Annotated in this window: 29 protein-coding genes; 16 read left to right on the forward strand and 13 right to left on the reverse strand. The window is 58.8% G+C overall.

What is annotated here, in order from left to right:
* Together ACZ0A4_RS28610 and ACZ0A4_RS28615 are read left to right on the forward strand one after the other, a co-directional pair.
* Window positions 1-612 (forward strand): superoxide dismutase, encoded by a 612-nt coding sequence (locus ACZ0A4_RS28610; protein WP_141127753.1) that lies wholly within the window; start codon window positions 1-3, stop codon window positions 610-612.
* 30 nt (window positions 613-642) lie between these two features.
* The gene (locus ACZ0A4_RS28615; protein WP_463577324.1) at window positions 643-1536 is read left to right on the forward strand and encodes a ZIP family metal transporter; all 894 of its coding nucleotides are present in this window, start codon (window positions 643-645) and stop codon (window positions 1534-1536) included.
* A gap of 94 nt (window positions 1537-1630) precedes the next feature.
* Here the strand turns inward: ACZ0A4_RS28615 and ACZ0A4_RS28620 are convergent, their stop codons facing one another.
* From ACZ0A4_RS28620 to ACZ0A4_RS28665, 10 genes are all read right to left on the reverse strand, one after another.
* A complete protein-coding gene (locus tag ACZ0A4_RS28620; RefSeq protein ID WP_217830968.1) occupies window positions 1631-1906 on the reverse strand; it encodes an HPr family phosphocarrier protein in 276 nt (91 codons plus the stop codon).
* A gap of 15 nt (window positions 1907-1921) precedes the next feature.
* Window positions 1922-2779, reverse strand: coding sequence for an RNase adapter RapZ (gene rapZ / locus ACZ0A4_RS28625; RefSeq protein ID WP_038357533.1), 858 nt, complete (start codon window positions 2777-2779; stop codon window positions 1922-1924).
* Between the two features lie 2 nt (window positions 2780-2781).
* Complete coding sequence (gene ptsN / locus ACZ0A4_RS28630) at window positions 2782-3246, reverse strand: PTS IIA-like nitrogen regulatory protein PtsN (protein ID WP_463577327.1); 465 nt, start codon at window positions 3244-3246, stop codon at window positions 2782-2784.
* 11 nt (window positions 3247-3257) lie between these two features.
* Window positions 3258-3566, reverse strand: a complete 309-nt coding sequence (gene hpf / locus ACZ0A4_RS28635; protein WP_007912419.1) for a ribosome hibernation-promoting factor, HPF/YfiA family — start codon at window positions 3564-3566, stop codon at window positions 3258-3260.
* 73 nt (window positions 3567-3639) lie between these two features.
* Window positions 3640-5133, reverse strand: coding sequence for an RNA polymerase factor sigma-54 (locus ACZ0A4_RS28640; protein ID WP_463577328.1), 1494 nt, complete (start codon window positions 5131-5133; stop codon window positions 3640-3642).
* A gap of 187 nt (window positions 5134-5320) precedes the next feature.
* Window positions 5321-6046, reverse strand: coding sequence for an LPS export ABC transporter ATP-binding protein (lptB, locus tag ACZ0A4_RS28645; protein ID WP_008085069.1), 726 nt, complete (start codon window positions 6044-6046; stop codon window positions 5321-5323).
* Window positions 6046-6591: a lipopolysaccharide transport periplasmic protein LptA gene (gene lptA / locus ACZ0A4_RS28650; RefSeq protein WP_463577330.1), complete on the reverse strand. Its 546-nt coding sequence runs from the start codon at window positions 6589-6591 to the stop codon at window positions 6046-6048. The genes lptB and lptA overlap by 1 nt, the downstream gene beginning before the upstream one ends.
* On the reverse strand, window positions 6578-7150 hold the full coding sequence (lptC, locus tag ACZ0A4_RS28655; protein ID WP_116029479.1) for an LPS export ABC transporter periplasmic protein LptC: 573 nt from the start codon (window positions 7148-7150) through the stop codon (window positions 6578-6580). Before lptC ends, lptA begins: the two co-directional genes overlap by 14 nt.
* Window positions 7151-7158: 8 nt before the next feature.
* Window positions 7159-7683, reverse strand: coding sequence for a KdsC family phosphatase (locus tag ACZ0A4_RS28660; RefSeq protein WP_116029480.1), 525 nt, complete (start codon window positions 7681-7683; stop codon window positions 7159-7161).
* Complete coding sequence (locus tag ACZ0A4_RS28665; RefSeq protein WP_463397662.1) at window positions 7683-8657, reverse strand: KpsF/GutQ family sugar-phosphate isomerase; 975 nt, start codon at window positions 8655-8657, stop codon at window positions 7683-7685. The genes ACZ0A4_RS28660 and ACZ0A4_RS28665 overlap by 1 nt, the downstream gene beginning before the upstream one ends.
* Before the next feature lie 275 nt (window positions 8658-8932).
* Between ACZ0A4_RS28665 and ACZ0A4_RS28670 the strand changes: the two genes are divergently transcribed.
* The 10 genes from ACZ0A4_RS28670 (at window position 8933) to hisC (ending at window position 16879) form a co-directional block, all read left to right on the forward strand.
* On the forward strand, window positions 8933-9742 hold the full coding sequence (locus tag ACZ0A4_RS28670) for an ATP-binding cassette domain-containing protein (protein ID WP_007912403.1): 810 nt from the start codon (window positions 8933-8935) through the stop codon (window positions 9740-9742).
* Window positions 9742-10539 carry a lipid asymmetry maintenance ABC transporter permease subunit MlaE gene (mlaE, locus tag ACZ0A4_RS28675; protein WP_007912402.1) on the forward strand — a complete coding sequence of 266 codons (798 nt, stop codon included), beginning with the start codon at window positions 9742-9744 and terminating at the stop codon, window positions 10537-10539. The genes ACZ0A4_RS28670 and mlaE overlap by 1 nt, the downstream gene beginning before the upstream one ends.
* Window positions 10539-11006, forward strand: a complete 468-nt coding sequence (gene mlaD / locus ACZ0A4_RS28680; RefSeq protein WP_007912400.1) for an outer membrane lipid asymmetry maintenance protein MlaD — start codon at window positions 10539-10541, stop codon at window positions 11004-11006. The genes mlaE and mlaD overlap by 1 nt, the downstream gene beginning before the upstream one ends.
* 11 nt (window positions 11007-11017) lie before the next feature.
* Complete coding sequence (locus ACZ0A4_RS28685) at window positions 11018-11665, forward strand: MlaC/ttg2D family ABC transporter substrate-binding protein (RefSeq protein ID WP_034154487.1); 648 nt, start codon at window positions 11018-11020, stop codon at window positions 11663-11665.
* Complete coding sequence (locus ACZ0A4_RS28690) at window positions 11662-11967, forward strand: STAS domain-containing protein (protein WP_141127746.1); 306 nt, start codon at window positions 11662-11664, stop codon at window positions 11965-11967. Before ACZ0A4_RS28685 ends, ACZ0A4_RS28690 begins: the two co-directional genes overlap by 4 nt.
* 115 nt (window positions 11968-12082) lie before the next feature.
* Window positions 12083-12322: a BolA family protein gene (locus tag ACZ0A4_RS28695; protein WP_007912386.1), complete on the forward strand. Its 240-nt coding sequence runs from the start codon at window positions 12083-12085 to the stop codon at window positions 12320-12322.
* Window positions 12323-12344: 22 nt separating this feature from the next.
* Complete coding sequence (gene murA / locus ACZ0A4_RS28700) at window positions 12345-13610, forward strand: UDP-N-acetylglucosamine 1-carboxyvinyltransferase (RefSeq protein WP_007912385.1); 1266 nt, start codon at window positions 12345-12347, stop codon at window positions 13608-13610.
* A 127-nt stretch (window positions 13611-13737) separates the two neighbouring features.
* A complete protein-coding gene (gene hisG, locus ACZ0A4_RS28705; RefSeq protein WP_007912384.1) occupies window positions 13738-14373 on the forward strand; it encodes an ATP phosphoribosyltransferase in 636 nt (211 codons plus the stop codon).
* A gap of 125 nt (window positions 14374-14498) precedes the next feature.
* On the forward strand, window positions 14499-15824 hold the full coding sequence (hisD, locus tag ACZ0A4_RS28710; RefSeq protein WP_463577333.1) for a histidinol dehydrogenase: 1326 nt from the start codon (window positions 14499-14501) through the stop codon (window positions 15822-15824).
* A 2-nt stretch (window positions 15825-15826) separates the two neighbouring features.
* A complete protein-coding gene (gene hisC / locus ACZ0A4_RS28715) occupies window positions 15827-16879 on the forward strand; it encodes a histidinol-phosphate transaminase (RefSeq protein ID WP_463577334.1) in 1053 nt (350 codons plus the stop codon).
* Between the two features lie 193 nt (window positions 16880-17072).
* Here the strand turns inward: hisC and ACZ0A4_RS28720 are convergent, their stop codons facing one another.
* The 3 genes from ACZ0A4_RS28720 to algW all read right to left on the reverse strand — a co-directional run bounded on the left by ACZ0A4_RS28720 (window position 17073) and on the right by algW (window position 21156).
* Window positions 17073-17792 carry a DUF4198 domain-containing protein gene (locus ACZ0A4_RS28720; protein WP_463577336.1) on the reverse strand — a complete coding sequence of 240 codons (720 nt, stop codon included), beginning with the start codon at window positions 17790-17792 and terminating at the stop codon, window positions 17073-17075.
* Between the two features lie 12 nt (window positions 17793-17804).
* Window positions 17805-19910, reverse strand: a complete 2106-nt coding sequence (locus ACZ0A4_RS28725; protein ID WP_463577338.1) for a TonB-dependent siderophore receptor — start codon at window positions 19908-19910, stop codon at window positions 17805-17807.
* Between the two features lie 88 nt (window positions 19911-19998).
* The gene (gene algW, locus ACZ0A4_RS28730) at window positions 19999-21156 is read right to left on the reverse strand and encodes a Do family serine endopeptidase AlgW (RefSeq protein WP_141127741.1); all 1158 of its coding nucleotides are present in this window, start codon (window positions 21154-21156) and stop codon (window positions 19999-20001) included.
* Between the two features lie 103 nt (window positions 21157-21259).
* Between algW and ACZ0A4_RS28735 the strand changes: the two genes are divergently transcribed.
* The 4 genes from ACZ0A4_RS28735 (at window position 21260) to cysN (ending at window position 25584) form a co-directional block, all read left to right on the forward strand.
* Window positions 21260-22018, forward strand: a complete 759-nt coding sequence (locus ACZ0A4_RS28735; protein ID WP_463577340.1) for a Nif3-like dinuclear metal center hexameric protein — start codon at window positions 21260-21262, stop codon at window positions 22016-22018.
* A gap of 250 nt (window positions 22019-22268) precedes the next feature.
* On the forward strand, window positions 22269-23186 hold the full coding sequence (gene cysD / locus ACZ0A4_RS28740; RefSeq protein WP_007912374.1) for a sulfate adenylyltransferase subunit CysD: 918 nt from the start codon (window positions 22269-22271) through the stop codon (window positions 23184-23186).
* Between the two features lie 104 nt (window positions 23187-23290).
* Window positions 23291-23632 (forward strand): four helix bundle protein, encoded by a 342-nt coding sequence (locus ACZ0A4_RS28745; protein ID WP_463577342.1) that lies wholly within the window; start codon window positions 23291-23293, stop codon window positions 23630-23632.
* 53 nt (window positions 23633-23685) lie between these two features.
* On the forward strand, window positions 23686-25584 hold the full coding sequence (gene cysN / locus ACZ0A4_RS28750) for a sulfate adenylyltransferase subunit CysN (RefSeq protein ID WP_463577344.1): 1899 nt from the start codon (window positions 23686-23688) through the stop codon (window positions 25582-25584).
* Window positions 25585-25631 lie beyond the last annotated feature (47 nt).

The following is a 25631-nucleotide window of genomic DNA, read 5'->3' on the forward strand; positions in this document are numbered from 1 at the left end:
ATGGCTTTTACCTTGCCTGCCTTGCCTTACGCCTACGACGCCCTCGAACCGCATATCGATGCGCAGACCATGGAGATTCACTACACCAAGCATCACCAGACTTACATCAACAACTTAAACGCCGCCGTAGAGGGCACTGAATACGCAGAGTGGCCGGTTGAAAAACTGGTCGCCAGCGTTAAGGATCTGCCGGAAAAGCTCCGTGCGGCAGTGATCAATCAGGGCGGCGGTCACGCCAACCACTCGCTGTTCTGGGAAGTGATGGTGCCAAACGGCGGTGGTAAACCGGACGGCGCGCTGGCCAAGGCGATTGATGAACAACTGGGCGGTCTCGACAGCTTCAAGGAAGCCTTCACCAAAGCCGCGCTGACCCGTTTCGGCAGCGGCTGGGCCTGGCTCAGCGTGACCCCGGAGAAAAAGCTGATCGTGGAAAGCAGCGGCAATCAGGACAGCCCTTTGATGAACGGCAACACGCCGATTCTCGGTCTCGACGTCTGGGAGCACGCCTATTACCTGCGTTATCAGAACCGGCGTCCGGAATACATCAATGCGTTCTACAACGTGATCAATTGGCCTGAAGTGGCTGCGCGCTATCAGGCCGCACTGGTTTAAGTCTTCTATAAAAACAATTCAAGGCTGACTATGGGCACTGAAACACTGGCGATCGGAAGTGGGCGTATGTTTCGTTACGCAGTGGGATCGCTGTTGCTGTTGGCGGGCATGACCTTGCTGGTCGCCCACGGGCTGGAATGGCTGAATCTCGAGCCGAGGCTTTCGCGGGCGTTGCAGGGCGGCGCGATCTGCGCCCTCGGCACGGCGCTTGGTGCCGTCCCGGTGCTGGTGATTCGGCGCATGCCACAGGCACTCAGCGATACCTTGCTGGGTTTTGGCGCCGGGGTGATGCTGGCGGCGACGGCGTTTTCGTTGATCGTGCCGGGCATTGCCGCCGCGGAAAGCCTTGACCTGACACCGTGGGGCGCCAGTGGGCTGATCTGTTTCGGCATCATGCTCGGTGCGTTCGGGTTGTACCTGGTCGATCGTCAGTTGTCCGGAGCCTCGCCTGAAATGCTGGTGGGTACGCCGGAGCGTCCGGTGATTCCGCCACGAATCTGGCTGTTCGTGTTCGCCATCATTGCCCATAACATTCCTGAAGGCATGGCCGTTGGCGTTTCCGCCGGTGGCGGCATGCCGGATGCGGACAGTCTGGCCATGGGCATCGCCCTGCAGGATGTGCCGGAAGGTCTGGTGATTGCGCTGGTATTGGCCGGGGCGGGGATGTCGCGGGTCAAGGCGTTCCTGATCGGCGCGGCATCAGGGCTGGTCGAGCCAGTGTTTGCGTTGCTGTGTGCGTGGCTGGTCGGTCTGGCGCAGGTGCTGCTGCCATTAGGTCTGGCACTGGCGGCGGGGGCAATGTTGCTGGTGGTGACTCACGAGGTCATCCCGGAATCACGACGTCATGGTCATGACAAACTGGCCAGTCTTGGCCTGTTGATCGGATTTTGTTTGATGATGGTGATGGATACGGCGTTGGGTTGAAGAAGGTCAAAAGATCGCAGCCTTCGGCAGTTCCTGTATTGGAATGCGTTCCCGGTAGGAACTGCCGAAGGCTGCGATCTTTTGATTTTGGCTGTCAGCCACCTTCGTCGAAATAGTTGTTGATCAGCGCCACCAGCGCATCCAGCGCTTCCTGTTCCTGATGCCCTTCAGTACTCAAATGGATCTTGGTGCCCTTGCCAGCCGCCAGCATCATCATCGCCATGATGCTTTTACCATCGACCGTGGTCTCTGGCGTGCGGCCCACTCTGATCGAGCAATCCGGAAACTGCCCGGCCACGCCAACGAACTTGGCCGACGCGCGGGCATGCAGGCCCAGCTTGTTGATGATTTCGATTTCCAGAGCAGGCATCGCGGTGTGAATCCTTTAAGTGAGGTCGCGGTGGCGAACCTGGACGTTCTTCAGGGTTTTCTGCAGGGCCTGACCCAGTCGTTCAGTCAGGTAGACGGAGCGGTGATGCCCGCCGGTGCAGCCAATGGCAATGGTGACGTAGGCCCGGTTGCTCGCAGCGAAGCGCGGCAGCCACTTGTGCAGGTAGGTGAAAATGTCCTGGAACATTTCTTCGACCTCCGGCTGCGCCGCGAGGTACTCGGCCACCGGCGCATCAAGACCTGATTGCGCACGCAGTTCCGGCTTCCAGTAGGGATTGGGCAGGCAGCGCACATCGAATACCAGATCCGCGTCTACCGGCATGCCGCGTTTGAAGCCGAATGACTCGACCAGAAACGCTGTGCCCGGCTCGGGCTGATTCAGCAGGCGCAGCTTGATGCTGTCGCGCAACTGGTACAGGTTGAGGTTGGTGGTGTTGATTTTCAGGTCGGCGAGGTCGGCAATCGGGCCGAGCAGGGCGGTTTCATCCTGGATCGCTTCGGCCAGCGAGCGATTGGCGTTGCTCAGCGGGTGGCGGCGGCGGGTTTCGGAGAAACGCTTGAGCAAGGTTTCTTCGTCGGCGTCCAGATACAGGACATCGCACTGGATGTGCTTGGCCCGGACATCTTCAAGCAACTCGGGAAAGCGCGTCAGATGACTCGGCAGGTTGCGCGCATCGATCGATACGGCCACCAGCGGTTGCGCCAGCTCAGTGTGAATCAGCGCGCGTTCGGCCAGTTCCGGCAGCAAGCCTGCGGGCAGGTTGTCGATGCAGTAATAGCCGTTGTCTTCAAGGACATCCAGAGCCGTACTTTTACCCGAGCCGGAACGGCCGCTGACGATGATCAAGCGCATGATTAGTGCCCGTTCTGCTCGTCCAGGACAACCTGATACAAGGCTTCGTTGCTCTTGGCGTTACGCAGTTTATCGCGCACATCCTTGCGGTCGAGCATGCTGGCGATCTGGCGCAGTAACTCCAGGTGTGCATCGGTGGCGGCTTCCGGGACCAGCAATACGAACAGCAGGTCAACCGGAGCGCCATCGATGGCGTCGAAATCGATTGGCGTATCAAGGTGCATCAAGGCGCTGATAGGCGACTGGCACCCCTTGAGACGGCAGTGAGGAATGGCGATGCCGTTGCCAAAACCGGTGGAACCGAGTTTTTCACGGGCAATCAACGCCTCGAAGACATCTTGCATCTCCAGATCCGGCACTTCGCGGGCGATCAGGTTGGCAATTTGTTCGAGGGCTTTCTTCTTACTGCCGCCCGGCACGTTCACAAGGGAACGGCCGGGGGTCAGGATATTTTCAAGTCGGATCATGGAATGGGGGGTTATCGACCGGTCGCGCCCTGGAGGAGGCTCTGGGTCTTTTCCTTATGCTTTTTGAGTTGGCGATCCAGCTTGTCGGTCAGTGAGTCGATCGCAGCATACATATCAGTATCTTCTGCGTTGGCGACCACTTCGCTGCCGGGAATATGCAAGGTGGCTTCGATTTTCTGCTTCAGCTTTTCGACGCACATCGTGACTTGCACGTTGGTGATCTTGTCGAAATGTCGCTCCAGTCGTTGGAGCTTTTCCTCGATATAGGAACGCAGAGGTTGGGTCACTTCCAGTTGGTGTCCACTGATGTTGACTTGCATACAGCTTCTCCTTCGTTGCCAGTGCATAAAGCGGCAGGCTGGATAGCCTGCCACTGGAACGCTGTAACGTGGCTTACATCAACCGCTTGCGTTCGCTCGAAGGCGCGATCCCGAGGGATTCGCGGTACTTGGCGACGGTGCGGCGAGCCACCTGAATGCCTTGTGCCTCCAGTAAACCAGCGATCTTGCTGTCACTCAACGGCTTTTTCTGATTTTCCGCGGCAACCAGTTTTTTGATGATCGCGCGGATCGCCGTGGACGAGCATTCGCCGCCTTCGGAAGTGCTGACGTGGCTGGAGAAAAAGTATTTCAGCTCATAAATACCGCGCGGGGTATGCATGAATTTCTGCGTGGTCACCCGTGAAATCGTCGATTCGTGCATGCCGACCGCTTCGGCGATGTCATGCAGGACCAACGGCTTCATCGCTTCGTCGCCGTACTCCAGAAAACCGCGCTGATGCTCGACGATCTGGGTGGCAACTTTCATCAGGGTTTCGTTGCGGCTCTGCAGGCTCTTGATGAACCAGCGAGCCTCCTGCAACTGATTGCGCATGAAAGTGTTGTCGGCGCTGGTGTCGGCGCGGCGAACGAAACCAGCGTACTGGGCGTTGACGCGCAGGCGTGGTACCGACTCCTGGTTCAACTCGACAAGCCAGCGTTCGTTGTCCTTGCGCACGATCACGTCAGGGACGACGTATTCGGCTTCAGTGGACTCGATCTGTGAGCCCGGACGGGGATTGAGGCTTTGCACCAGCTCGATGACCTGGCGCAGTTCGTCTTCCTTGAGCTTCATGCGCCGCATCAACTGGCTGTAGTCGCGGCTGCCGAGCAGATCGATGTAATCGCTGACCAAGCGTTTCGCTTCTGCCAGCCATGGAGTCTTGGCAGGCAACTGGCGCAATTGCAGCAGCAGGCACTCGCCGAGATTGCGCGCGCCGATGCCGGCCGGTTCAAACTGCTGGATGCGGTGCAGGACGGCTTCGATTTCGTCCAGCTCAATGTCCAGCTCCGGATCGAACGCCTCAAGGATCTCTTCGAGGGTTTCGTCCAGGTAGCCCTGATTGTTGATGCAATCGATCAAAGTGACGGCAATCAGGCGATCGGTGTCGGACATCGGTGCAAGGTTCAGTTGCCACAGCAGGTGGCTTTGCAGGCTCTCGCCGGCGGACGTGCGTGTGGTGAAGTCCCACTCGTCATCGTCGCTGCTGGGCAGGCTGCTGGCGCTGGTCTGGTAGACGTCTTCCCAGGCCGTGTCGACCGGAAGCTCGTTGGGGATGCGCTCGTTCCATTCGCCGTCCTCGAGGTTGTCCACCGTCGGTGCGGTTTCCTGATACGAGGGCTCCTGGATCTCGGTGTTGGGCTTCTGTTCGGCGTTGTCGGCCATGGGGTCGGAATTGTCGAAGTCCTCGCCTTCTTCCTGGCGTTCGAGCATCGGATTGGATTCCAGAGCCTCCTGGATTTCCTGTTGCAGATCCAGGGTCGACAATTGGAGCAGGCGGATGGCCTGTTGCAGCTGCGGTGTCATCGTCAGCTGCTGGCCCATTCTCAAGACTAGCGATGGTTTCATGGCAGGGGCTTAACACCTTATTCGCCGGCGCTATGCGCCATCCACTACAGGGCGCCGGAGCGCCAAACTTAAGCAAATTATATGCCTGAAACTGAAGTGTTTGCCTAGAGCGCTGTAACAATTAAAGCGTATTAAATCCTGCTTGAATCGATACAGCGCCCGGGCGGCGCACCGGGCACTGTTGCGCTTACAGGCGGAACTCGTGGCCCAGATACACTTCCTTGACCAGATCGTTGGCCAGGATGGTTTCTGCATCGCCCTCGGCAATCAACTGGCCATCGTTGACGATGTAAGCGGTTTCGCAGATATCCAGCGTCTCACGGACGTTGTGGTCGGTGATCAATACACCGATGCCTTTGGCCTTGAGGTGGTGGATGATCTGCTTGATGTCGCCGACCGAAATCGGGTCGACACCGGCAAACGGTTCGTCGAGCAGGATGAATTTCGGTGCCGTTGCCAGCGCGCGAGCGATTTCCACGCGGCGACGTTCACCACCGGACAGGCTCATACCGAGGTTGTCGCGGATGTGGCTGATGTGGAATTCCTGCAGCAGGCTTTCCAGCTCTTTGCGGCGTCCGGCCTTGTCGAGTTCCTGACGGGTCTCGAGGATGGCCATGATGTTGTCTGCCACCGACAGTTTGCGGAAGATCGACGCTTCTTGCGGCAGATAGCCGATGCCGGCTTTTGCACGGCCGTGCATTGGCTGGTGGCTGACGTCCAGGTCATCGATCAGTACGCGGCCCTGATCGGCCTGCACCAGGCCGACGATCATGTAGAAGCAGGTCGTCTTGCCGGCACCGTTCGGGCCGAGCAGGCCGACGATCTGGCCGCTGTCGATCGACAGGCTGACATCACGCACGACCTGGCGGCTTTTATAGGCCTTGGCCAGGTGCTGAGCTTTCAGAGTTGCCATTACTGGGTTTTCTCGTCGGTTTTCTTCTTCGGCTGGATCACCATGTCGATGCGCGGACGCGCCTCGGTGACCTTGCTGCCGGTAGCGCGACCGGCGCTGGCGAGTTTCTTCACGGTGTCATAGACGATTTTCTCGCCTTGAGTCGTGTTGTTGTCCTTGTCGACAACCTTGGCCTTGTCGATCAGCACAACGCGGTTTTGCGCGGCGTGGTACTGGATCGTCACGCCCCAGCCCTGTACAGGCTTGGTGTCGCCAGCGGTCTGCAGTTGTTCGAAGTAGGCAAGGTTGCCCACCGACGTAACGACGTCGATATCGCCGGCCGGAGTGCGGGTGATGGTCACCGTGTTGCCTTTAACGATCATCGAACCCTGGGTGATGATCACATCACCTTTATAGGTGGCGATGCCGTTTTTGTCGTCCAGTTGGGCGTCGTCGGCTTGAATGCGGATAGGTTGCTGCTGATCGTTCGGCAGAGCCCAGGCGCTCACGCTTCCCAGTGCTGCGCCCAGACTGAGCAAAATAGGGAGGGTTTTAACGAGCCTCATACTGTCCTCTTACGTTCGATAGCAGGTGTATCCTGCTTTCCTTCAGGTACGCTTTCATTCCAACGCCAGTCGATACACCGCCAGCGCCGTCGATTCTAACGGGTTGCTCGGTCTGCGCATATTCCTGCTGCGGGAACACGGTCATGCGCGTGGACGTGATCAGGATGTCACGCTTCTTTTCATCGGTGCGCGCAACGCGTACCGAATCGATCAGTTCGACTTCGGTGCCGCCTGAGTTCACTTCGCCGCGCTCACTGGTCACGTGCCACGGAAATTCCGTTCCGCGGTACATGTTCAGGTCGGGTTTGGTCACGAGCGTGACGTCGGTTGCCTTCACGTGCTCGGCCTTTTCGGAGGTCATTTCATACTGCACTTTGCCATCCGGCAGGTATTGCAGGGTATGCGTGTTGGTTGCATACCAGTCGATAGGTGTCTCGATCGACGTAACCGGCGGTTTGTCGAGAAAGCGTTCAGGGCTGATGTTCCAGTAGCCCACCGCGGCAAATATCGCCGCGATACAGCCAAACAGCAGGAAGTTGCGAAATTTTTTGCTGAACATGGTTTGGCTCACAGGTACGCGGCGTGGGCCGCATCGAGGCGGCCCTGGGCGCGCAGGATCAATTCGCAGAATTCGCGGGCGGCGCCTTCGCCACCACGGGCGCGGGTGACGCCATGGGCGTGTTCGCGGACGAAATCGGCAGCGTTGGCCACGGCCATTCCCAGGCCTACACGGCGGATCACCGGCAGGTCGGGCAGGTCGTCACCGAGATAGGCAACCTCTTCGTAGCTTAGGCCCAGTTGCTCAAGAAGACCGTCGAGAACAACCAATTTGTCTTCACGACCCTGAAACAGGTGGGGAATCCCCAGGTTTTTCGCTCGACGCTCGACCACTGGGGTCTTGCGGCCGCTGATGATAGCGGTCTGCACACCGGCGTTCATCAGCATTTTGATGCCTTGGCCGTCGAGGGTATTGAAAGTCTTGAATTCGCTGCCGTCTTCAAGGAAATACAGGCGCCCGTCGGTGAGGACGCCGTCGACGTCGAAAACCGCCAGCTTGATCGCTTTGCCGCGTTGCAGCAGATCGTTACTCATTACATGACTCCTGCGCGCAGCAGATCGGAGAGGTTGAAGGCGCCGACCGGGCGATCTTCATCGTCCACAACAACCAGTGCGTTGATTCGGTGATCTTCCATGATTTTCAGGGCTTCGGCGGCCAGCATCTCTGGCCGTGCAGTCTTGCCATGGGCCGTCATTACCTGGTCGATGGTGGCGCTGCGAATGTCGATGCTGCGATCCAGCGTGCGGCGCAAGTCGCCGTCAGTGAAGATCCCGGCCAGTTTACCGTCAGTTTCAAGGATGACGGTCATGCCCAGACCTTTACGAGTCATTTCCATCAATGCGTCTTTAAGCAATGTGCCGCGTTGTACTTGCGGCAATTCCTGCCCGGCGTGCATGACGTTTTCCACTTTCAGCAACAGACGACGACCGAGCGCGCCGCCCGGGTGGGAGAATGCGAAGTCTTCGGCAGTGAAACCGCGTGCTTCCAGCAGCGCGACGGCCAATGCATCGCCCATGACCAGTGCCGCTGTCGTCGACGAGGTCGGCGCCAGATTCAGCGGGCAGGCTTCGTGCTCGACGTGAACGTTGAGATTGACCTCGGCAGCCTTGGCCAGCGGCGATTGCGGGTTGCCGGTGACGCTGATCAGCTGGATGCCCAGACGCTTGATCAGCGGCAGCAGGGTAACGATTTCATTGGTCGAGCCGGAGTTCGACAGGGCCAGGATCACGTCATCGCGAGTGATCATGCCCATGTCGCCATGACTGGCTTCTGCCGGGTGGACAAAAAAAGCAGGAGTGCCGGTGCTGGCCAGGGTCGCGGCAATCTTGTTGCCGATGTGCCCGGACTTGCCCATGCCGACCACCACTACACGGCCTTTACTGGCCAGAATCATCTCGCAAGCGCGTACGAAATCGGCGTCGATATGGGGCAACAAGCCTTGTACGGCCTCCACTTCGAGTTGGATGGTGCGTTGTGCCGATTGAATCAGGTCGCTGGATTGGCTCATGTCAGAAATCGTATAGCCCGATGAAAAGGCGGCGATTATAGCGGTTATGTTGCAAAGCCTCACGCAAGTTCGTCGTGCTTTGTCATTACTCGTTACCAAAACCCGGCAAAAGAGCCTGCGCACCTGTCAAATCGCCGAACACAGGCTGGTACAAGCCTTGGGCGCGTAGCCTTTGCAGTGATATAGTTCGCCGCCAGTTCGGCCTGCCCGGGATGTACGTACTTTTTAAGTAAAGACAGGCGTCCGAGTGAGAGGCTGCATCGCAAGGAGTTTAGATGAGTGCCGATAACGCCTACGCGGTCGAGCTGAAGGGAGTCTCCTTCAAGCGCGGTGCGCGCAGCATTTTCAATAACGTCGATATTCGCATCCCGCGCGGCAAGGTCACCGGCATCATGGGACCTTCCGGGTGTGGCAAGACCACGCTGCTGCGATTGATGGGCGCACAGTTGCGCCCTGCCAGCGGCGAAGTCTGGGTCAACGGCCAGAATCTGCCTGCGCTTTCGCGCAGCGATCTGTTCGATGCGCGAAAGCACATGGGTGTGCTGTTTCAAAGCGGCGCGCTGTTCACCGATCTCGATGTGTTCGAGAACGTGGCTTTCCCCCTGCGTGTTCATACCGATTTGCCGGAAGAAATGATCCGCGACATCGTCCTGCTCAAACTGCAGGCAGTCGGTCTGCGCGGTGCCATCGAGTTGATGCCGGATGAGCTGTCCGGTGGCATGAAGCGTCGTGTCGCGCTGGCACGGGCGATTGCGCTCGATCCGCAGATCCTCATGTACGATGAACCGTTCGTCGGCCAGGACCCGATCGCCATGGGCGTGCTGGTCCGTCTGATCCGCCTGCTCAACGACGCGCTGGGGATCACCAGTATCGTGGTGTCCCACGATCTGGCCGAAACCGCGAGCATCGCCGACTACATCTATGTCGTCGGTGATGGTCAGGTGCTGGGTCAGGGGACGCCGGACGAGTTGATGAACTCGGACGAACCGCGTATCCGTCAGTTCATGACCGGCGATCCCGATGGCCCGGTGCCGTACCATTTTCCAGCGACGGATTACCGCGCAGATCTTCTGGGGAAGCGCTGATGCGCAGAATTTCATTAATAGAACGCGTACGCCGGTTCGGCGAGGCGGCGATCGACGCCGTCGCGGTGTTCGGTCGGGCGACGCTGTTCCTGTTTCATGCTCTGCTGGGGCGCGGCGGGATCAGCGGCGGCTTCAGCCTGCTGGTCAAGCAATTGCATTCAGTCGGCGTGATGTCGCTGGTGATCATCGTCGTTTCCGGGATCTTCATCGGCATGGTGCTGGCGCTGCAGGGCTTCAGCATTCTGTCCAGCTACGGTTCGGAGCAGGCGGTGGGGCAAATGGTTGCGCTGACCCTGTTGCGTGAGCTCGGCCCGGTGGTGACCGCACTATTGTTCGCCGGTCGTGCCGGTTCGGCGTTGACCGCAGAGATCGGCAACATGAAGTCCACCGAACAGCTTTCCAGTCTGGAAATGATCGGCGTCGATCCGCTCAAGTACATCATTGCCCCGCGCCTGTGGGCCGGCTTTATTTCCCTGCCGGTGCTGGCGATGATTTTCAGCGTGGTCGGGATTTGGGGCGGTTCGTGGGTGGCCGTCGACTGGCTGGGTGTGTATGAAGGCTCTTATTGGGCAAACATGCAGAACAGCGTGAATTTCACCAGTGACGTGCTCAATGGCGTGATCAAAAGTATTGTTTTTGCCTTTGTAGTGACCTGGATCGCCGTATTTCAAGGCTACGACTGTGAGCCCACTTCCGAGGGAATCAGTCGTGCCACCACCAAGACCGTGGTGTTTGCCTCGCTGGCAGTGCTCGGCCTGGACTTTATTCTGACCGCTTTGATGTTTGGAGATTTCTGATGCAAAACCGCACCCTGGAAATCGGTGTCGGCCTGTTCCTGCTGGCAGGGATCCTGGCTTTGTTGCTGCTTGCTTTGCGGGTCAGTGGTCTGTCTCCGACGTCGACCACCGACACCTATAAACTCTATGCCTATTTCGACAATATCGCCGGTTTGACGGTCAGAGCCAAAGTGACCATGGCCGGTGTGACCATCGGCAAGGTCACGGCGATCGATCTGGATCGCGACAGCTTCACCGGTCGGGTCACCCTGCAAGTGGATAAAAAGGTCGACAATCTGCCGACTGACTCCACAGCGTCTATCCTGACCGCTGGTCTGCTGGGCGAGAAGTACATCGGTATCAGCGTCGGCGGAGAAGACAAGCCGTTGAAGGACGGCGGAACCATCCATGACACGCAGTCGTCACTGGTACTGGAAGACCTGATCGGTAAATTCCTGCTCAATACCGTTAGCAAAGACGCCAAATGAGGAGCTTTTGAATGATCTCTATCTTGCGACGCAGCCTGTTGGTGCTGTTGGCGGCCTTGCCGTTGATGGGTAACGCCGTGGCTGCTGCGACTTCGGCACATGATCTGGTTCAGGACACAACCACCCGGTTGCTGGCCGACCTGGCTGCCAACAAAGAGAAATACAAGCAGGATCCGACTGATTTCTACGCGGCGCTCAACAGCATCGTCGGTCCGGTGGTGGATGCCGAGGGCATTTCCAAGAGCATCATGACGGTCAAGTATTCGCGCAAGGCCACGCCAGCGCAAATGCAGACCTTCCAGGAAAACTTCAAGAAAGGCCTGTTCCAGTTCTACGGTAATGCCTTGCTCGAGTACAACAACCAGGGCATTACTGTTGACCCTGCCAAGGACGAATCGGGCGACCGCACCAGCGTCAACATGACCGTCAAGGGCAGCAGCGGCGCAATCTATCCTGTGCAGTACACGCTGGAGAAGATCAACGGCGAGTGGAAACTGCGCAACGTGATCATCAACGGCATCAACATCGGCAAGCTGTTCCGTGATCAGTTCGCTGACGCGATGCAGCGCAATGGCAACGACCTGGACAAGACCATCAACGGTTGGGCCGGTGAAGTGGCCAAGGCCAAGGAAGCCACTGAAAAGAATCCAGCACAATGAGTGAGGCCGCAGTTCGTATGAGTGATGTCGACGAGCTTCTGCTCAGTGGCGTGCTGGACTATCGCACCGGTGCCGACCTGCGCAAGGAAGGCCAGGCGCTGATCAAGTCCAGCAAGGCTGCTTCGCTGGTGATCGATTGCTCGGCGGTGAAGAAGTCCAGCAGCGTCGGCTTGTCGTTGCTGCTGTGCTTCATGCGCGATGCCAATGCGGCCGGAAAGGCTGTCAGCATTCGTGCGATGCCCGAAGACATGCGCGAAATTGCTCAGGTCAGTGAACTGACCGAACTGTTGGCGCACCCCTGAACCCGCATCAATAAAGAAGCCCCCCGTCAGAGTCCTGCCATGCGGGGTTCGCAGGCGCGGGGCTTTTTTGTATGATGTCCGACCCGTGCGCACAGGGCGCCGATTGAGGTTGAGCATGCAGGCCGTAGAAGTGAAGAGCTTCCTTGAAGGAAAGCTGCCCGGAACGTTGGTAGAAGTTGAGGGCGAAGGCTGCAATTTCCAGCTGAACGTGATTAGCGATGAACTGGCGGCGTTGAGCCCGGTAAAGCGTCAGCAGCAGATCTATGCCCATTTGAACCCATGGATCACCGATGGCAGCATCCATGCGGTCACTATGAAATTTTTCAGCAGCGCGGCCTGGGCCGAGCGCACCTGAGCCTAAGGGCGTCGAGATTCTTATGGATAAATTGATTATTACCGGTGGCGCTCGTCTTGATGGCGAGATCCGCATTTCCGGCGCAAAAAACTCCGCCCTGCCGATCCTGGCGGCCACCCTGCTGTGCGATGGCCCGGTGACCGTTGGCAACTTGCCGCACCTGCACGACATCACCACCATGATCGAGCTGTTCGGTCGCATGGGCATTGAGCCGGTGATCGACGAGAAGCTGAGCGTCGAAATCGACCCGCGCACCATCAAGACCCTGATTGCTCCGTACGAGCTGGTGAAAACCATGCGTGCGTCGATTCTGGTGCTGGGCCCGATGGTTGCCCGTTTCGGTGAGGCCGAAGTCGCACTGCCTGGCGGTTGCGCCATCGGTTCGCGTCCGGTTGACCTGCACATCCGTGGTCTTGAAGCCATGGGCGCGGTGATCGACGTCGAAGGCGGCTACATCAAGGCCAAGGCGCCTGAAGGCGGCCTGCGCGGTGCGCACTTCTTCTTCGACACCGTCAGCGTGACCGGCACCGAAAACATCATGATGGCCGCTGCTCTGGCCAAGGGCCGCAGCGTGTTGCAGAACGCCGCTCGCGAACCTGAAGTGGTTGACCTGGCGAACTTCCTCAACGCCATGGGCGCCAAGGTGTCCGGTGCTGGCACCGACACCATCACCATCGATGGCGTCGAGCGTCTGGGTTCGGCTTTCTATAAGGTCATGCCTGACCGTATCGAAACCGGCACTTACCTGGTTGCCGCTGCCGTGACCGGTGGTCGCGTCAAGGTCAAGGACACCGATCCGACCATCCTCGAAGCGGTTCTGGAAAAACTCCGTGAAGCCGGCGCAGAAATCACCTGTGGTGAAGACTGGATCGAGCTGAACATGCACGGCAAGCGTCCGAAAGCAGTCAACGTGCGCACTGCGCCGTACCCTGCATTCCCGACCGACATGCAAGCGCAGTTCATCTCGCTCAACGCCATTGCCGAAGGCACCGGTGCGGTGATCGAGACGATCTTCGAAAACCGTTTCATGCACGTGTACGAACTGCACCGCATGGGCGCCAAGATCCAGGTCGAAGGCAACACTGCCATCGTTACCGGTACTGAAGTCCTCAAGGGCGCGCCAGTCATGGCGACCGACCTGCGTGCTTCGGCCAGTCTGGTGATCTCGGCTCTGGTTGCCGAAGGCGACACTTTGATCGACCGCATCTACCACATCGACCGTGGTTACGAGTGCATCGAAGAAAAACTGCAGATGCTGGGCGCCAAGATCCGTCGCGTTCCGGGCTGATTGCTGCATCGGGACACAGGGACGTGTCCACTGAATTCGTTTTGAGTCGAGCCGGTTTCCGGCTCGATGTGTGTCCGGCGCCGATTGCGACCGGACATGAGTACCTTGATAAGGACTGACGTTTCCCATGTTGACCATCGCACTGTCCAAGGGCCGCATCCTTGACGACACCCTGCCGCTTCTCGCCGAAGCGGGCATCGTGCCGACCGAGAATCCGGACAAGAGTCGCAAGCTGATCATCCCCACGACGCAGGACGATGTTCGTCTGCTGATCGTGCGTGCCACCGATGTGCCGACTTACGTTGAGCATGGCGCGGCTGACCTCGGCGTTGCCGGTAAAGACGTGCTGATGGAATACACCGGCCAGGGCTTGTACGAACCACTGGATCTGCAGATCGCTCAGTGCAAGCTGATGACCGCCGGCAAGATCGGCGCGCCTGAGCCCAAGGGCCGTCTGCGCGTGGCGACCAAGTTCGTCAACGTCGCCAAGCGTTATTACGCCGAACAGGGCCGTCAGGTCGATATCATCAAGCTCTACGGCTCGATGGAACTGGCGCCGCTGATCGGTCTCGCTGACAAGATCATCGACGTGGTCGACACCGGCAACACCTTGCGTGCCAATGGCCTGGAACCTCAGGAACTGATCGCCACGATCAGCTCGCGCCTGGTGGTCAACAAGGCTTCGATGAAGATGCAACACGCCCGAATCCAGGCGTTGATCGATACCCTGCGCAACGCAGTGGAATCGCGACACCGCGGCTGATTTACCTGCGCGACCCCAGGTCGCGCCGTCTATCCGCCTCATAGCCAGAATTCTCAGGTGCCTAAGCGGATCGAATGATAGTTTCGGGCGCCTGAGTTTTTTGCCATTCCTATGAGGCTCTCGCTATGACCGCAACGACTGCAATTCGCCGACTCAACGCTGCTGACCCGGATTTCGCGCATCATCTGGATCATCTGCTGAGCTGGGAAAGTGTGTCTGACGACTCGGTCAATCAGCGGGTGCTGGACATCATCAAGGCTGTGCGTGAGCGCGGTGACGCGGCGCTGGTCGAGTTCACCCAGAAGTTCGACGGCCTCGAAGTTGCTTCGATGGCTGACCTGATCCTGCCGCGCGAGCGACTGGAACTGGCTCTGACCCGAATCACCGTGCCACAGCGCGAAGCACTGGAAAAAGCCGCCGCGCGCGTGCGCAGCTACCACGAAAAACAGAAACAGGATTCCTGGAGCTACACCGAAGCCGACGGTACTGTGCTGGGCCAGAAGGTCACGCCGTTGGATCGTGCCGGTCTGTACGTGCCGGGCGGCAAGGCATCGTACCCGTCGTCGGTGTTGATGAATGCGATTCCGGCCAAAGTGGCGGGTGTGACCGAAGTGGTCATGGTCGTGCCAACGCCGCGCGGCGAAATCAACGAGCTGGTGCTGGCGGCGGCATGCATCGCTGGCGTTGACCGTGTGTTCACGATAGGTGGCGCACAAGCCGTCGCTGCGTTGGCCTACGGCACCGAAAGCGTGCCGAAGGTCGACAAAGTGGTTGGCCCGGGCAACATCTATGTCGCCACCGCCAAGCGTCACGTATTCGGTCAGGTCGGTATCGACATGATCGCCGGTCCTTCAGAAATTCTCGTGGTGTGCGACGGCCAGACCGATCCGGACTGGATCGCCATGGATCTGTTCTCGCAAGCTGAGCACGACGAAGACGCCCAGGCGATTCTGGTCAGCCCGGACGCCGAGTTCCTCGACAAGGTGGCGGCGAGCATCGACAAACTGCTGCCGACCATGGATCGCGCGACCATCATCGAAACGTCGATCAATGGCCGTGGTGCGCTGATTCACGTGCGCGATATGACGCAAGCCATCGAAGTCGCCAACCGCATTGCCCCGGAACACCTGGAGTTGTCGGTCGCTGACCCGCAAGCCTGGCTGCCGCAGATCCGCCACGCAGGCGCGATCTTCATGGGCCGTCATACTTCCGAAGCGCTGGGCGATTACTGCGCAGGTCCGAACCACGTATTGCCGACGTCCGGCACTGCGCGGTTCTCCTCACCGCTGGGCGTGTACGACTTCCAGAAGCGTTCGTCGATCATTTTCTGCTCCGAGGCCGGTGCTTCCGAGCTGGGTAAAACTGCATCGGTTCTGGCCCGTGGCGAATCCCTGAGCGCTCACGCGCGCAGCGCCGAATACCGCATCAAAGACGAATCGAAGGGGAACTGAACATGAGCAAATTCTGGAGCCCGTTCGTTAAAGATCTGGTGCCGTACGTGCCGGGCGAACAGCCAAAGCTGACCAAACTGGTCAAACTCAATACCAACGAAAACCCGTACGGCCCATCGCCAAAAGCCTTGGCGGCGATGCAGGTCGAACTGAATGACAACCTGCGTCTGTACCCGGACCCGAACAGTGATCTGCTGAAAACTGCGGTCGCCAACTACTACGGCGTGCAAAGCAATCAGGTCTTTCTGGGCAACGGTTCGGACGAAGTGCTCGCGCACATTTTCCATGGCTTGCTGCAACACGATCAGCCACTGCTGTTCCCGGACATCAGCTACAGCTTCTATCCGGTTTACTGCGGTTTGTACGGCATCGAGTTTGATGCGGTGCCGCTGGACGCGCAGTTCCAGATCAACCCGGCCGACTACGCCAAACCGAACGGCGGGATCATTTTCCCTAACCCGAACGCACCGACTGGTTGCCTGCTGGCGCTGGACGCGGTTGAACAAATCCTCAAGGCCAGCCCGGATTCGGTGGTTGTGGTGGACGAGGCGTACATCGATTTCGGCGGCGAGACGGCGATCAGTCTGGTCGATCGCTATCCGAATCTGCTGGTGACGCAGACGCTGTCAAAGTCGCGCTCGCTGGCCGGGCTGCGTGTGGGTCTGGCGGTCGGGCATCCGGACCTGATCGAGGCGCTGGAGCGGATCAAGAACAGTTTCAACTCTTATCCACTCGATCGTCTGGCGATTGTTGGCGCAGCGGCGGCGTTCGAGGATCGCGAGCATTTCGACAAGACGTGCCGCCTGGTGATCGAGAGCCGTGAGTGGGTGATCACGCAGTTGCAGGCCAAAGGATTTGAAGTGCTGCCGTCGGCGGCGAACTTCATTTTCGCCCGGCATCCGCAGCATGATGCGGCGGGTTTGGCGGCGAAGCTGCGTGAGCAGGGCGTGATTGTGCGGCACTTCAAGCAGGAGCGGATTGCGCAGTTCCTGCGGATTTCGATTGGCACGCCGGAGCAGAATCAGGCGCTGATTGATGGGCTTGGCAACCTCTAAAGGCAAGAGCCCCTCACCCTAGCCCTCTCCCAAAGGGAGAGGGGACTGATTGGGGGATATTGCAGAATAACGCCGACGTGAAAGTGCTGTACCGAATCCATAATCGACTCGGTCTTTCAGGTCGATGTACTTCGCAAGACAACTCGGTCGGCCCCCTCTCCCTCAGGGAGAGGGCTGGGGTGAGGGTGCGCTTTTATTCGTGATGCGCTTCGCCGAGGAACGTCAGTGAGGTGAACAACCCACGACTATCCACATCAGCGCTGCCCTTCACCGGCACCTCAACCTGCGCCGCAATCACATTCAAGCCTTCGTTCCTCACCAGCACCTGCGCACGGCCATCCTTGTCCGTCTCGGCACTCAACGTGTTCGGCGCGCTGCGATAGTCACCAATCAACTTCACCCCCGCTGCCGGTTTGCCATCGAGCAATACCCGCACCGGCAATGATTTCCCCGGCCCCACAGTCAACGGGTCAACCTCTGGCAAAATCAGCAACTTGATCTGATCAAGCTTGGGCAACTTCGCCCCCGGCTGGTAAATCGCCAGACTGTACTTAAACGTCTCCATCGCCTCGACAGCGCCCGGCACTTTGCTGCGGCCTTCGTTGACCCACTTCTTGTCAGCCGTTTGCGACCACATACCATTGTTCAGTGCCACGGCCATCACCGCCGGCGATTTCAAAGGTTTCAGACGAGCATGATCCGTCAGGCGCTCGACGCTGACCGGGATCATCTTGCCGGCAACGTCGTAAGCCCAAGCGCCGCGGATCTTCTGCGCTTTGAACGCATTGTCCTCAGCGCCATGACCGTAGACCACTTCGATATTGCCGCGACGCTCTTCGGTCCATAGACCATGGGCCGAGACTTCGCCTGCGAACAGCGCAGCGATGAGCACAAAGGTTTTGCCGTATTGCATGGTGACGTCCTTTTACAGGTTGAGTGTCAGGCTGACGGTGAAATTGCGCGGCTCGCCGGGGTTGACCCAGTAGTTGCTGTAGGAGCGCTCGTAATACTTTTCATCGAAGAGGTTGTTCAGGTTCAGGCCGACGGTGACGTTGTCGCTTGCCTTGTAATGCGCGAGCAGGTCGACGGTCTGGTAGGCCGGCAATTCAAAGTCGCTGCCGGATTCTCCGGAGCGGTCGCCGACATAAGTGAACGCTGCGCCGACGTCCGAGCCGCGCAGATGGCCATCCTGAAACTCATAAACGCCGAGCAGGCTGCCGCTGCGTTTGGCCACGCCGAGGATGCGACTGCCGGTGGGAATTACCGCGTCACCCTTGGTCACTTCTGCGTCGATGTAAGCAAAGGCGCCGATCACCCGCACTGCGTCAGTCACTTGTCCGGTGATTTGCAGATCGAAACCACGACTGCGCGCCTTGCCCATCGCCCGGCTGGTGTCGCTGGCCGGGTCGAGGGCGAGGACGTTTTCCTTGTCGATGTGGAAGAAGGCGAGGGTGCTGCTCAGGCGTTCGTCGAACAGCTCGTTCTTGATCCCGACTTCGTAGCCGACGCCTTCCTCCGGGTCGAAGGATTTGCCGGACGCGTCGAGGCCATTGTTCGGTTTGAACGAGGTCGAGGCGTTGGCGAACAGCCCGGTGTCCGGCGTCAGTTGATAGAGCAGGCCGGCGCGTTGGGTCAGGGCGTCCTGGCGCTGGTTGCTCGTGGCGTTGCGGCTGTGGTCGTCGATGTGCTGATCGAAGTGCTCGAAACGCCCACCGATCATCCCGCGCAATTTGTCGGTGAAGACGATCTGATCCTGCAGGTTCAGTGCATGACTTTCGACGTGTTCGAAAAAGTCGCTGCCCGAGCGGGCGCCGTTGGGTTTTGGCTGACCATAAGTCGGGTTGTAGATGTCGATGGCGTAAGGGCCGCCGGCGATGGTGGTGACGCGCTCGTTCTTGCGGAAGTTTTCGTATTCGCTGCCGATCAGCAGTTCGTGCTGCCACGGGCCGAGGTCGAACAGGCCGCGCAGCTCAAGCTGGGTGATGCTGTCATGCCAGTTGGTATCACGCTCGCGATAGCGGCGGTTGACGGTGTGGCCATCGGCGTTCAACGGACGGGATTCGGAAGCGTCGCCCCAGAGTTTACCTTCCTTGTAGTGGCTGGCCAGACGCAGCTTCCAGCTGTCGTTGAGGTGATGTTCCAGCGTGGCCTGCAGCAGGTTGTTGTGGTTGTCGATGTTGCCGTCGTTGGGCTCGCCGAGGAAGGTCGAGCGCGACACGCCGCTCCATTTGTTGTTCGGTGCGACGATGCCGCGATCGAAGGTGGAGCTGTGACGGACGATTTCGCTTTCCACCAACAGCGACGTGTCCGGGTTCAATTGCCAACTGATCGAGGGCGCGACGAATACGCGCTGGCTGTCGACGTGATCGCGGAAGCTGTGGTTGTCCTCGACCGCGAGGTTGATCCGCGAGAGCACATTACCCTGATCATCCAGCGGCGTGTTGACGTCCAGTGCGGTGCGATAACGGTCCCAGCTGCCGGCGCTGGTTTGCAGGGTGGTGAAGGCTTCAGGCTGCGGTTTCTTGGTGACGATGTTTACCGTGCCGCCGGGATCGCCTCGGCCATACAGGCTGGCGGCCGGGCCCTTGAGCACTTCGATGCGCTCGATGTTGGCCGCGTCGGGTGTGCTCGGATAACCGCGATTAGCGCTGAAACCGTCCTTGTAAAACTCGGAGGTGGTGAAGCCGCGCACGCTGTATTCGTACAGCGTCAGGCCGCCAAAGTTGTTTTGCTTCGATACGCCACCGGCGAAATCCAGCGCGCGCTCGACACTGGTGCTGCCCAGATCCTTGAGCACGCTGGCGGGTACTACGCTGATCGCCTGCGGGATATCGCGTATTGCGGTGTCGGTTTTGGTTGCGCTGGACGAACGTGTGGCGCGATAGCCCTTGACCGGGCCGGTCGGCGATTCGTAGTCGGAGATGACGCTGATGGCGTCGAGTTCGAGGGGTTGTGGTTCTTCGGCGAAGGCCGGATCAACCAGTAAACCGAGGCTCAGGCCGAGCAGGGAGGCCTTTGTTCGAGACGACATGTTATGTTGTTCCAATTCTTAGAATTGAAACAATATAACATGCCTGTTGAGAATTTCTTTTATTTGCGCGTTTGGCGCGAAGAAAGCTTTATTCTTCTTTTTCTTTCACCGGCGCCGGTGGCGGACGCAGGCCGATTTCTGCGGTGAGCTTGAGCTCTTTGCCGTTGCGCATCACCTGAATCGTCACTTTGTCAGTCGGTTTGATCCGCGCGACCTGGTTCATCGAACGACGGCCATCACCGGCCGGCTCGCCATCAATGCTCAGAATCACATCGCCCAATTGCAGGCCGGCCTTCTGCGCCGGGCCATCGCGGAAGATCCCCGCGACGACAATCCCCGGGCGTCCGGACAAACCGAACGACTCGGCCAGTTCCTGGGTCAGCGGTTGTACTTCAATGCCCAGCCAGCCACGAATTACCTGACCGTGCTCGATGATCGATTTCATCACCTCCATCGCCAGTTTCACCGGGATCGCAAAGCCGATGCCTTGCGAACCGCCGGACTTGGAGAAGATCGCTGTGTTGATTCCGGTGAGGTTGCCGTTGGCATCGACCAGCGCACCGCCGGAGTTACCCGGGTTGATTGCCGCGTCGGTCTGGATGAAGTCTTCGTAGTTGTTCAGGCCCAACTGATTACGCCCAGTGGCGCTGATGATGCCCATGGTCACGGTCTGGCCAACGCCGAACGGGTTGCCGATGGCCAGCGCGACGTCGCCGATGCGAATGTTGTCGGAGCGGCCGACTGTGATCGACGGCAGGGTTTTCAGGTCGATCTTCAACACCGCGAGATCGGTTTCCGGGTCGCTGCCGATCACCCGGGCGAGGGTTTCACGGCCATCCTTCAGGGCCACGACAATCTGATCGGCGCCGCTGGTCACGTGGTTGTTGGTGAGGATGTAGCCTTCCGGGCTCATGATCACGCCGGAACCGAGGCTCGATTCCATGCGTTTCTGCTTCGGCGAGTTATCACCGAAGAAGCGGCGGAACTGTGGATCTTCAAACAGCGGATGCGCCGGTTTGTTGATGACTTTGGTGGTGTACAGATTGACCACTGAAGGCGCGGCGATGGTCACCGCGTCCGCATAGGACACCGGCCCCTGCTGCACGCTGGTGGTCTGCGGGGCCTGTTGCAGGTTGACGTCGAGGCTCGGCAGCCCGACCCACTGCGGGTAACGCTGAATAATCAACAGAGCGATAAGCACACCGGCCAACAACGGCCAGCCCATAAAACGCAGCGCCTTGAACATTAAGCACGTCCTGGAAGAGTTGCAGGCGGGGTCAGACCGCCCATAATGTCGCGCATTATACGAGGCCGCGCGTGCCTCGGAACGGGATATTTAGGAGTCTTTCATGGCCGTTGCCCTCAGCACCCTCGTCGAAGAAGCCGACCGTTACCTTGGCAGTGCGAAAATTGCCGATTATTGCCCGAACGGATTGCAGGTCGAGGGCCGTCCTCAGGTGATGCGTATCGTCAGTGGCGTCACGGCCAGTCAAGCCTTGCTGGATGCCGCCGTTGAGGCCGAGGCCGATCTGGTGCTAGTGCATCACGGTTATTTCTGGAAGGGCGAGAATCCGTGCGTCACCGGCATGAAGCAGCGCCGGCTGAAGACCTTGCTCAAGCACGACATCAGTCTGCTCGCCTATCACTTGCCGCTGGATCTGCACCCGGACGTGGGCAATAACGTGCAACTGGCGCGGCAGTTGGATATCACGGTGGAAGGGCCGCTGGATCCCGAAAACCTGAAAATCGTCGGCCTGGTTGGCTCGTTGAAAGACCCCATGACCGCCCGCGATTTCGCCCGCAAGGTGCAAGAAGTCATGGGCCGCGAACCGTTGCTGATTGAAGGTAATCCGATGATCCGTCGGGTCGGCTGGTGCACTGGCGGCGGCCAGGGCTATATCGATCAAGCTGTCGCGGCGGGCGTCGATCTGTACCTGAGCGGTGAAGCGTCCGAGCAGACCTTCCACAGCGCCCGCGAAAACGACATCAGCTTCATCGCCGCCGGCCATCACGCCACCGAACGCTACGGCGTGCAGGCGCTGGGCGACTACCTGGCGAAGCGCTTCGCTCTCGAACACATTTTCATCGACTGCCCCAACCCGATCTGAAAACCACCGCAAATCCCGGTGGGAGCGAGCCCGCTCGCGAAGGCGTCAGACTTTCAATACAAAGGTGCCTGACACAGCGCTTTCGCGACCAGGCTCGCTCCCACAAGGGAACTGCTCGGCCGAACTGGCAGGCATATTCATATACCCTTTCGATCTAGTTGGCGTCCTGATTAGAAGAGGCCGCTGTGCTAGGATTTCCCGCTCGAACACGGCCCGCTGGCCGTTCATAAGAAAGTTTTCGTGAGTAGCCATGGTCGACAAACTGACGCATCTGAAACAGCTGGAGGCGGAAAGCATCCACATCATCCGCGAGGTGGCCGCCGAGTTCGATAACCCGGTGATGCTGTACTCCATCGGTAAAGACTCCGCCGTGATGCTGCACTTGGCACGCAAGGCATTCTTCCCGGGCAAACTGCCGTTTCCGGTGATGCACGTCGACACCCGCTGGAAATTCCAGGAGATGTACAAGTTCCGCGACAAGATGGTCGAAGAACTCGGCCTGGACCTGATCACCCACATCAACCCCGATGGCGTGGCGCAGAACATCAACCCGTTCACCCACGGCAGCGCCAAACACACCGACATCATGAAAACCGAAGGCCTGAAGCAGGCACTCGACAAACATGGTTTCGACGCAGCGTTCGGCGGGGCCCGTCGCGATGAAGAGAAATCCCGCGCCAAAGAGCGCGTGTACTCGTTCCGCGACAGCAAGCACCGCTGGGACCCGAAAAACCAGCGTCCAGAGCTGTGGAACGTCTACAACGGCAAGGTCAACAAGGGCGAATCCATTCGTGTGTTCCCTTTGTCGAACTGGACCGAACTGGACATCTGGCAGTACATCTACCTTGAAGGCATCCCGATTGTGCCGCTGTACTTCGCCGCCGAACGCGAGGTGATCGAGAAGAACGGCACGCTGATCATGATCGACGACGAACGCATCCTGGAACACCTGTCCGACGAAGACAAAGCGCGCATCGTCAAAAAGAAAGTGCGTTTCCGTACCCTTGGCTGCTACCCGTTGACGGGCGCCGTGGAGTCCGAGGCCGAAAGCCTCACGGACATCATCCAGGAAATGCTCCTGACGCGAACTTCCGAGCGCCAGGGCCGAGTCATCGACCACGATGGCGCAGGCTCGATGGAAGACAAAAAACGTCAGGGATACTTTTAAGCTTCGAGTTACAAGCGCCAAGCTGCAAGTTAAAGGCAGTATGCGTAACTTTGCGGTCTGGCGCTTGCGGCCGGTTGCTGCGAGCCGGAATCGGATGACTCGTAATGGATTTCGAGAAACTGGTTGTTTGGCAGCGAAGCAAATGTTTAGCGGTGGGGATTTTTAGAGAGTTTGCGCGATGCGGGGATTTTGGATTCAAGGATCAGATCACTCGCTCTGCACTGTCAGTGCCTTCCAATATTGCTGAAGGCATGGAGCGTCGGAGTTGCAAAGAAAAGGTTCACTTTCTTTGGATCGCGAAGGCTTCGTGCGGAGAGTTGCGCACCCAGATCCTGGTAGGCCGAGATATCGCTTACATCGCAGAACCGCTGGCTGAAAATTGGATTATGGAAACCCGTGAGCTTTCTAGAATGCTGGGCGGGTTGATCAACAAAATTTCTGACTAGCTGTACGCCGACAAGCTTGCCGCTTGAAGCTTACAGCTCGGAGCTTGAATGCAATGAGCCACGTATCTGATTTGATCAGCGAGGACATCCTCGCCTACCTGGGCCAGCACGAACGTAAAGAGCTGCTGCGCTTTTTGACTTGCGGTAACGTCGATGACGGCAAGAGCACCCTGATCGGGCGCCTGCTGCACGATTCGAAGATGATCTACGAAGATCACCTCGAAGCGATTACCCGCGACTCGAAGAAAGTCGGCACCACCGGTGATGACATCGACTTGGCGTTGCTGGTCGATGGCCTGCAGGCCGAGCGTGAGCAGGGCATCACCATTGATGTCGCTTACCGTTATTTCTCCACCGCGAAACGCAAATTCATCATCGCCGACACCCCCGGCCATGAGCAGTACACCCGCAACATGGCCACCGGTGCGTCCACCTGTGACCTGGCGATCATCCTTGTCGACGCGCGTTATGGCGTGCAGACCCAAACCCGTCGCCACAGCTTCATCGCCTCGTTGTTGGGGATCAAACACATCGTCGTCGCCATCAACAAGATGGACCTGAAAGACTTCGATGAAGGCGTGTTCGAGTCGATCAAGGCTGACTATCTGAAGTTCGCCGAAGGCTTGAAGATGAAGCCGACCAGCATGCACTTCGTGCCGATGTCTGCCCTCAAGGGCGACAACGTGGTCAATAAGTCCGAGCGCTCGCCTTGGTACAAAGGCCAGTCGCTGATGGAAATTCTCGAGACCGTGGAAGTCGCGGGCGACCGCAACTTCACCGATCTGCGTTTCCCGGTGCAGTACGTCAACCGTCCGAACCTGAACTTCCGTGGTTTCGCCGGCACGCTGGCCAGCGGCATCGTCAAGAAAGGCGACGAAGTTGTGGTGTTGCCCTCGGGCAAAAGCAGCCGTGTGAAATCCATCGTCACTTTCGAAGGTGAGCTGGAACACGCCGGTCCAGGCCAGGCTGTCACGCTGACCATGGAAGACGAAATCGACATCTCCCGTGGCGACCTGTTGGTGCATGCCGACAACGTGCCGCCGGTCACCGACAGCTTCGAAGCGATGCTGGTGTGGATGGCTGAAGAGCCGATGCTGCCGGGCAAGAAATACGACATCAAACGCGCCACCAGTTACGTGCCGGGCTCGATTGCCAGCATCGTCAACAAGGTCGACGTCAACACCCTGGAAGAAGGCCCGGCGAGCGCGTTGCAGCTCAACGAAATCGGCAAGGTGAAGATCGCGCTCGACGCGCCGATCGCCCTCGACGGTTACGAAAGCAACCGCACCACCGGTGCATTCATCATCATCGATCGCTTGACCAACGGCACCGTCGGCGCCGGCATGATCGTCGCCCAGCCTGTGTCGCATGGCACTGCCACGCACCACGGCAAACTGGCCCACGTGGCCACTGAAGAACGCGCTCAGCGCTTCGGTCAGCAACCGGCCACCGTGTTGTTCAGTGGCCTGTCGGGCGCGGGCAAGAGCACGCTGGCTTACGCGGTCGAGCGCAAGCTGTTCGACATGGGCCGTGCGGTGTTTGTGCTGGATGGTCAGAACCTGCGTCACGACCTCAACAAAGGTCTGCCACAGGATCGCGCCGGTCGTACCGAGAACTGGCGTCGTGCCGCGCACGTGGCGCGTCAGTTCAACGAAGCCGGTCTGCTGACGTTGGCCGCGTTTGTTGCACCGAGTGCTGAAGGGCGTGAGCAAGCCAAGGATCTGATCGGCAAGGATCGTCTGCTGACGGTCTACGTGCAGGCCTCGCCGGCCGTGTGCGCCGAGCGTGATCCGCAAGGTCTGTATGCCGCCGCTGGCGACAACATCCCTGGCGAATCCTTCCCGTACGACGTGCCGCTGAATGCCGATCTGGTGATCGACACGCAGACGTTGAGTCTGGAAGAGAGCGTCAAGCAAGTGCTGGATCTGCTGCGTCAGCGTGGCGCGATCTAAGCAATAAAGCAGCGACAAGCTTCTAGCTTCAAGCTGCAAGAAAAAGC

The organism is Pseudomonas sp. AC172 (genome assembly GCF_979258595.1).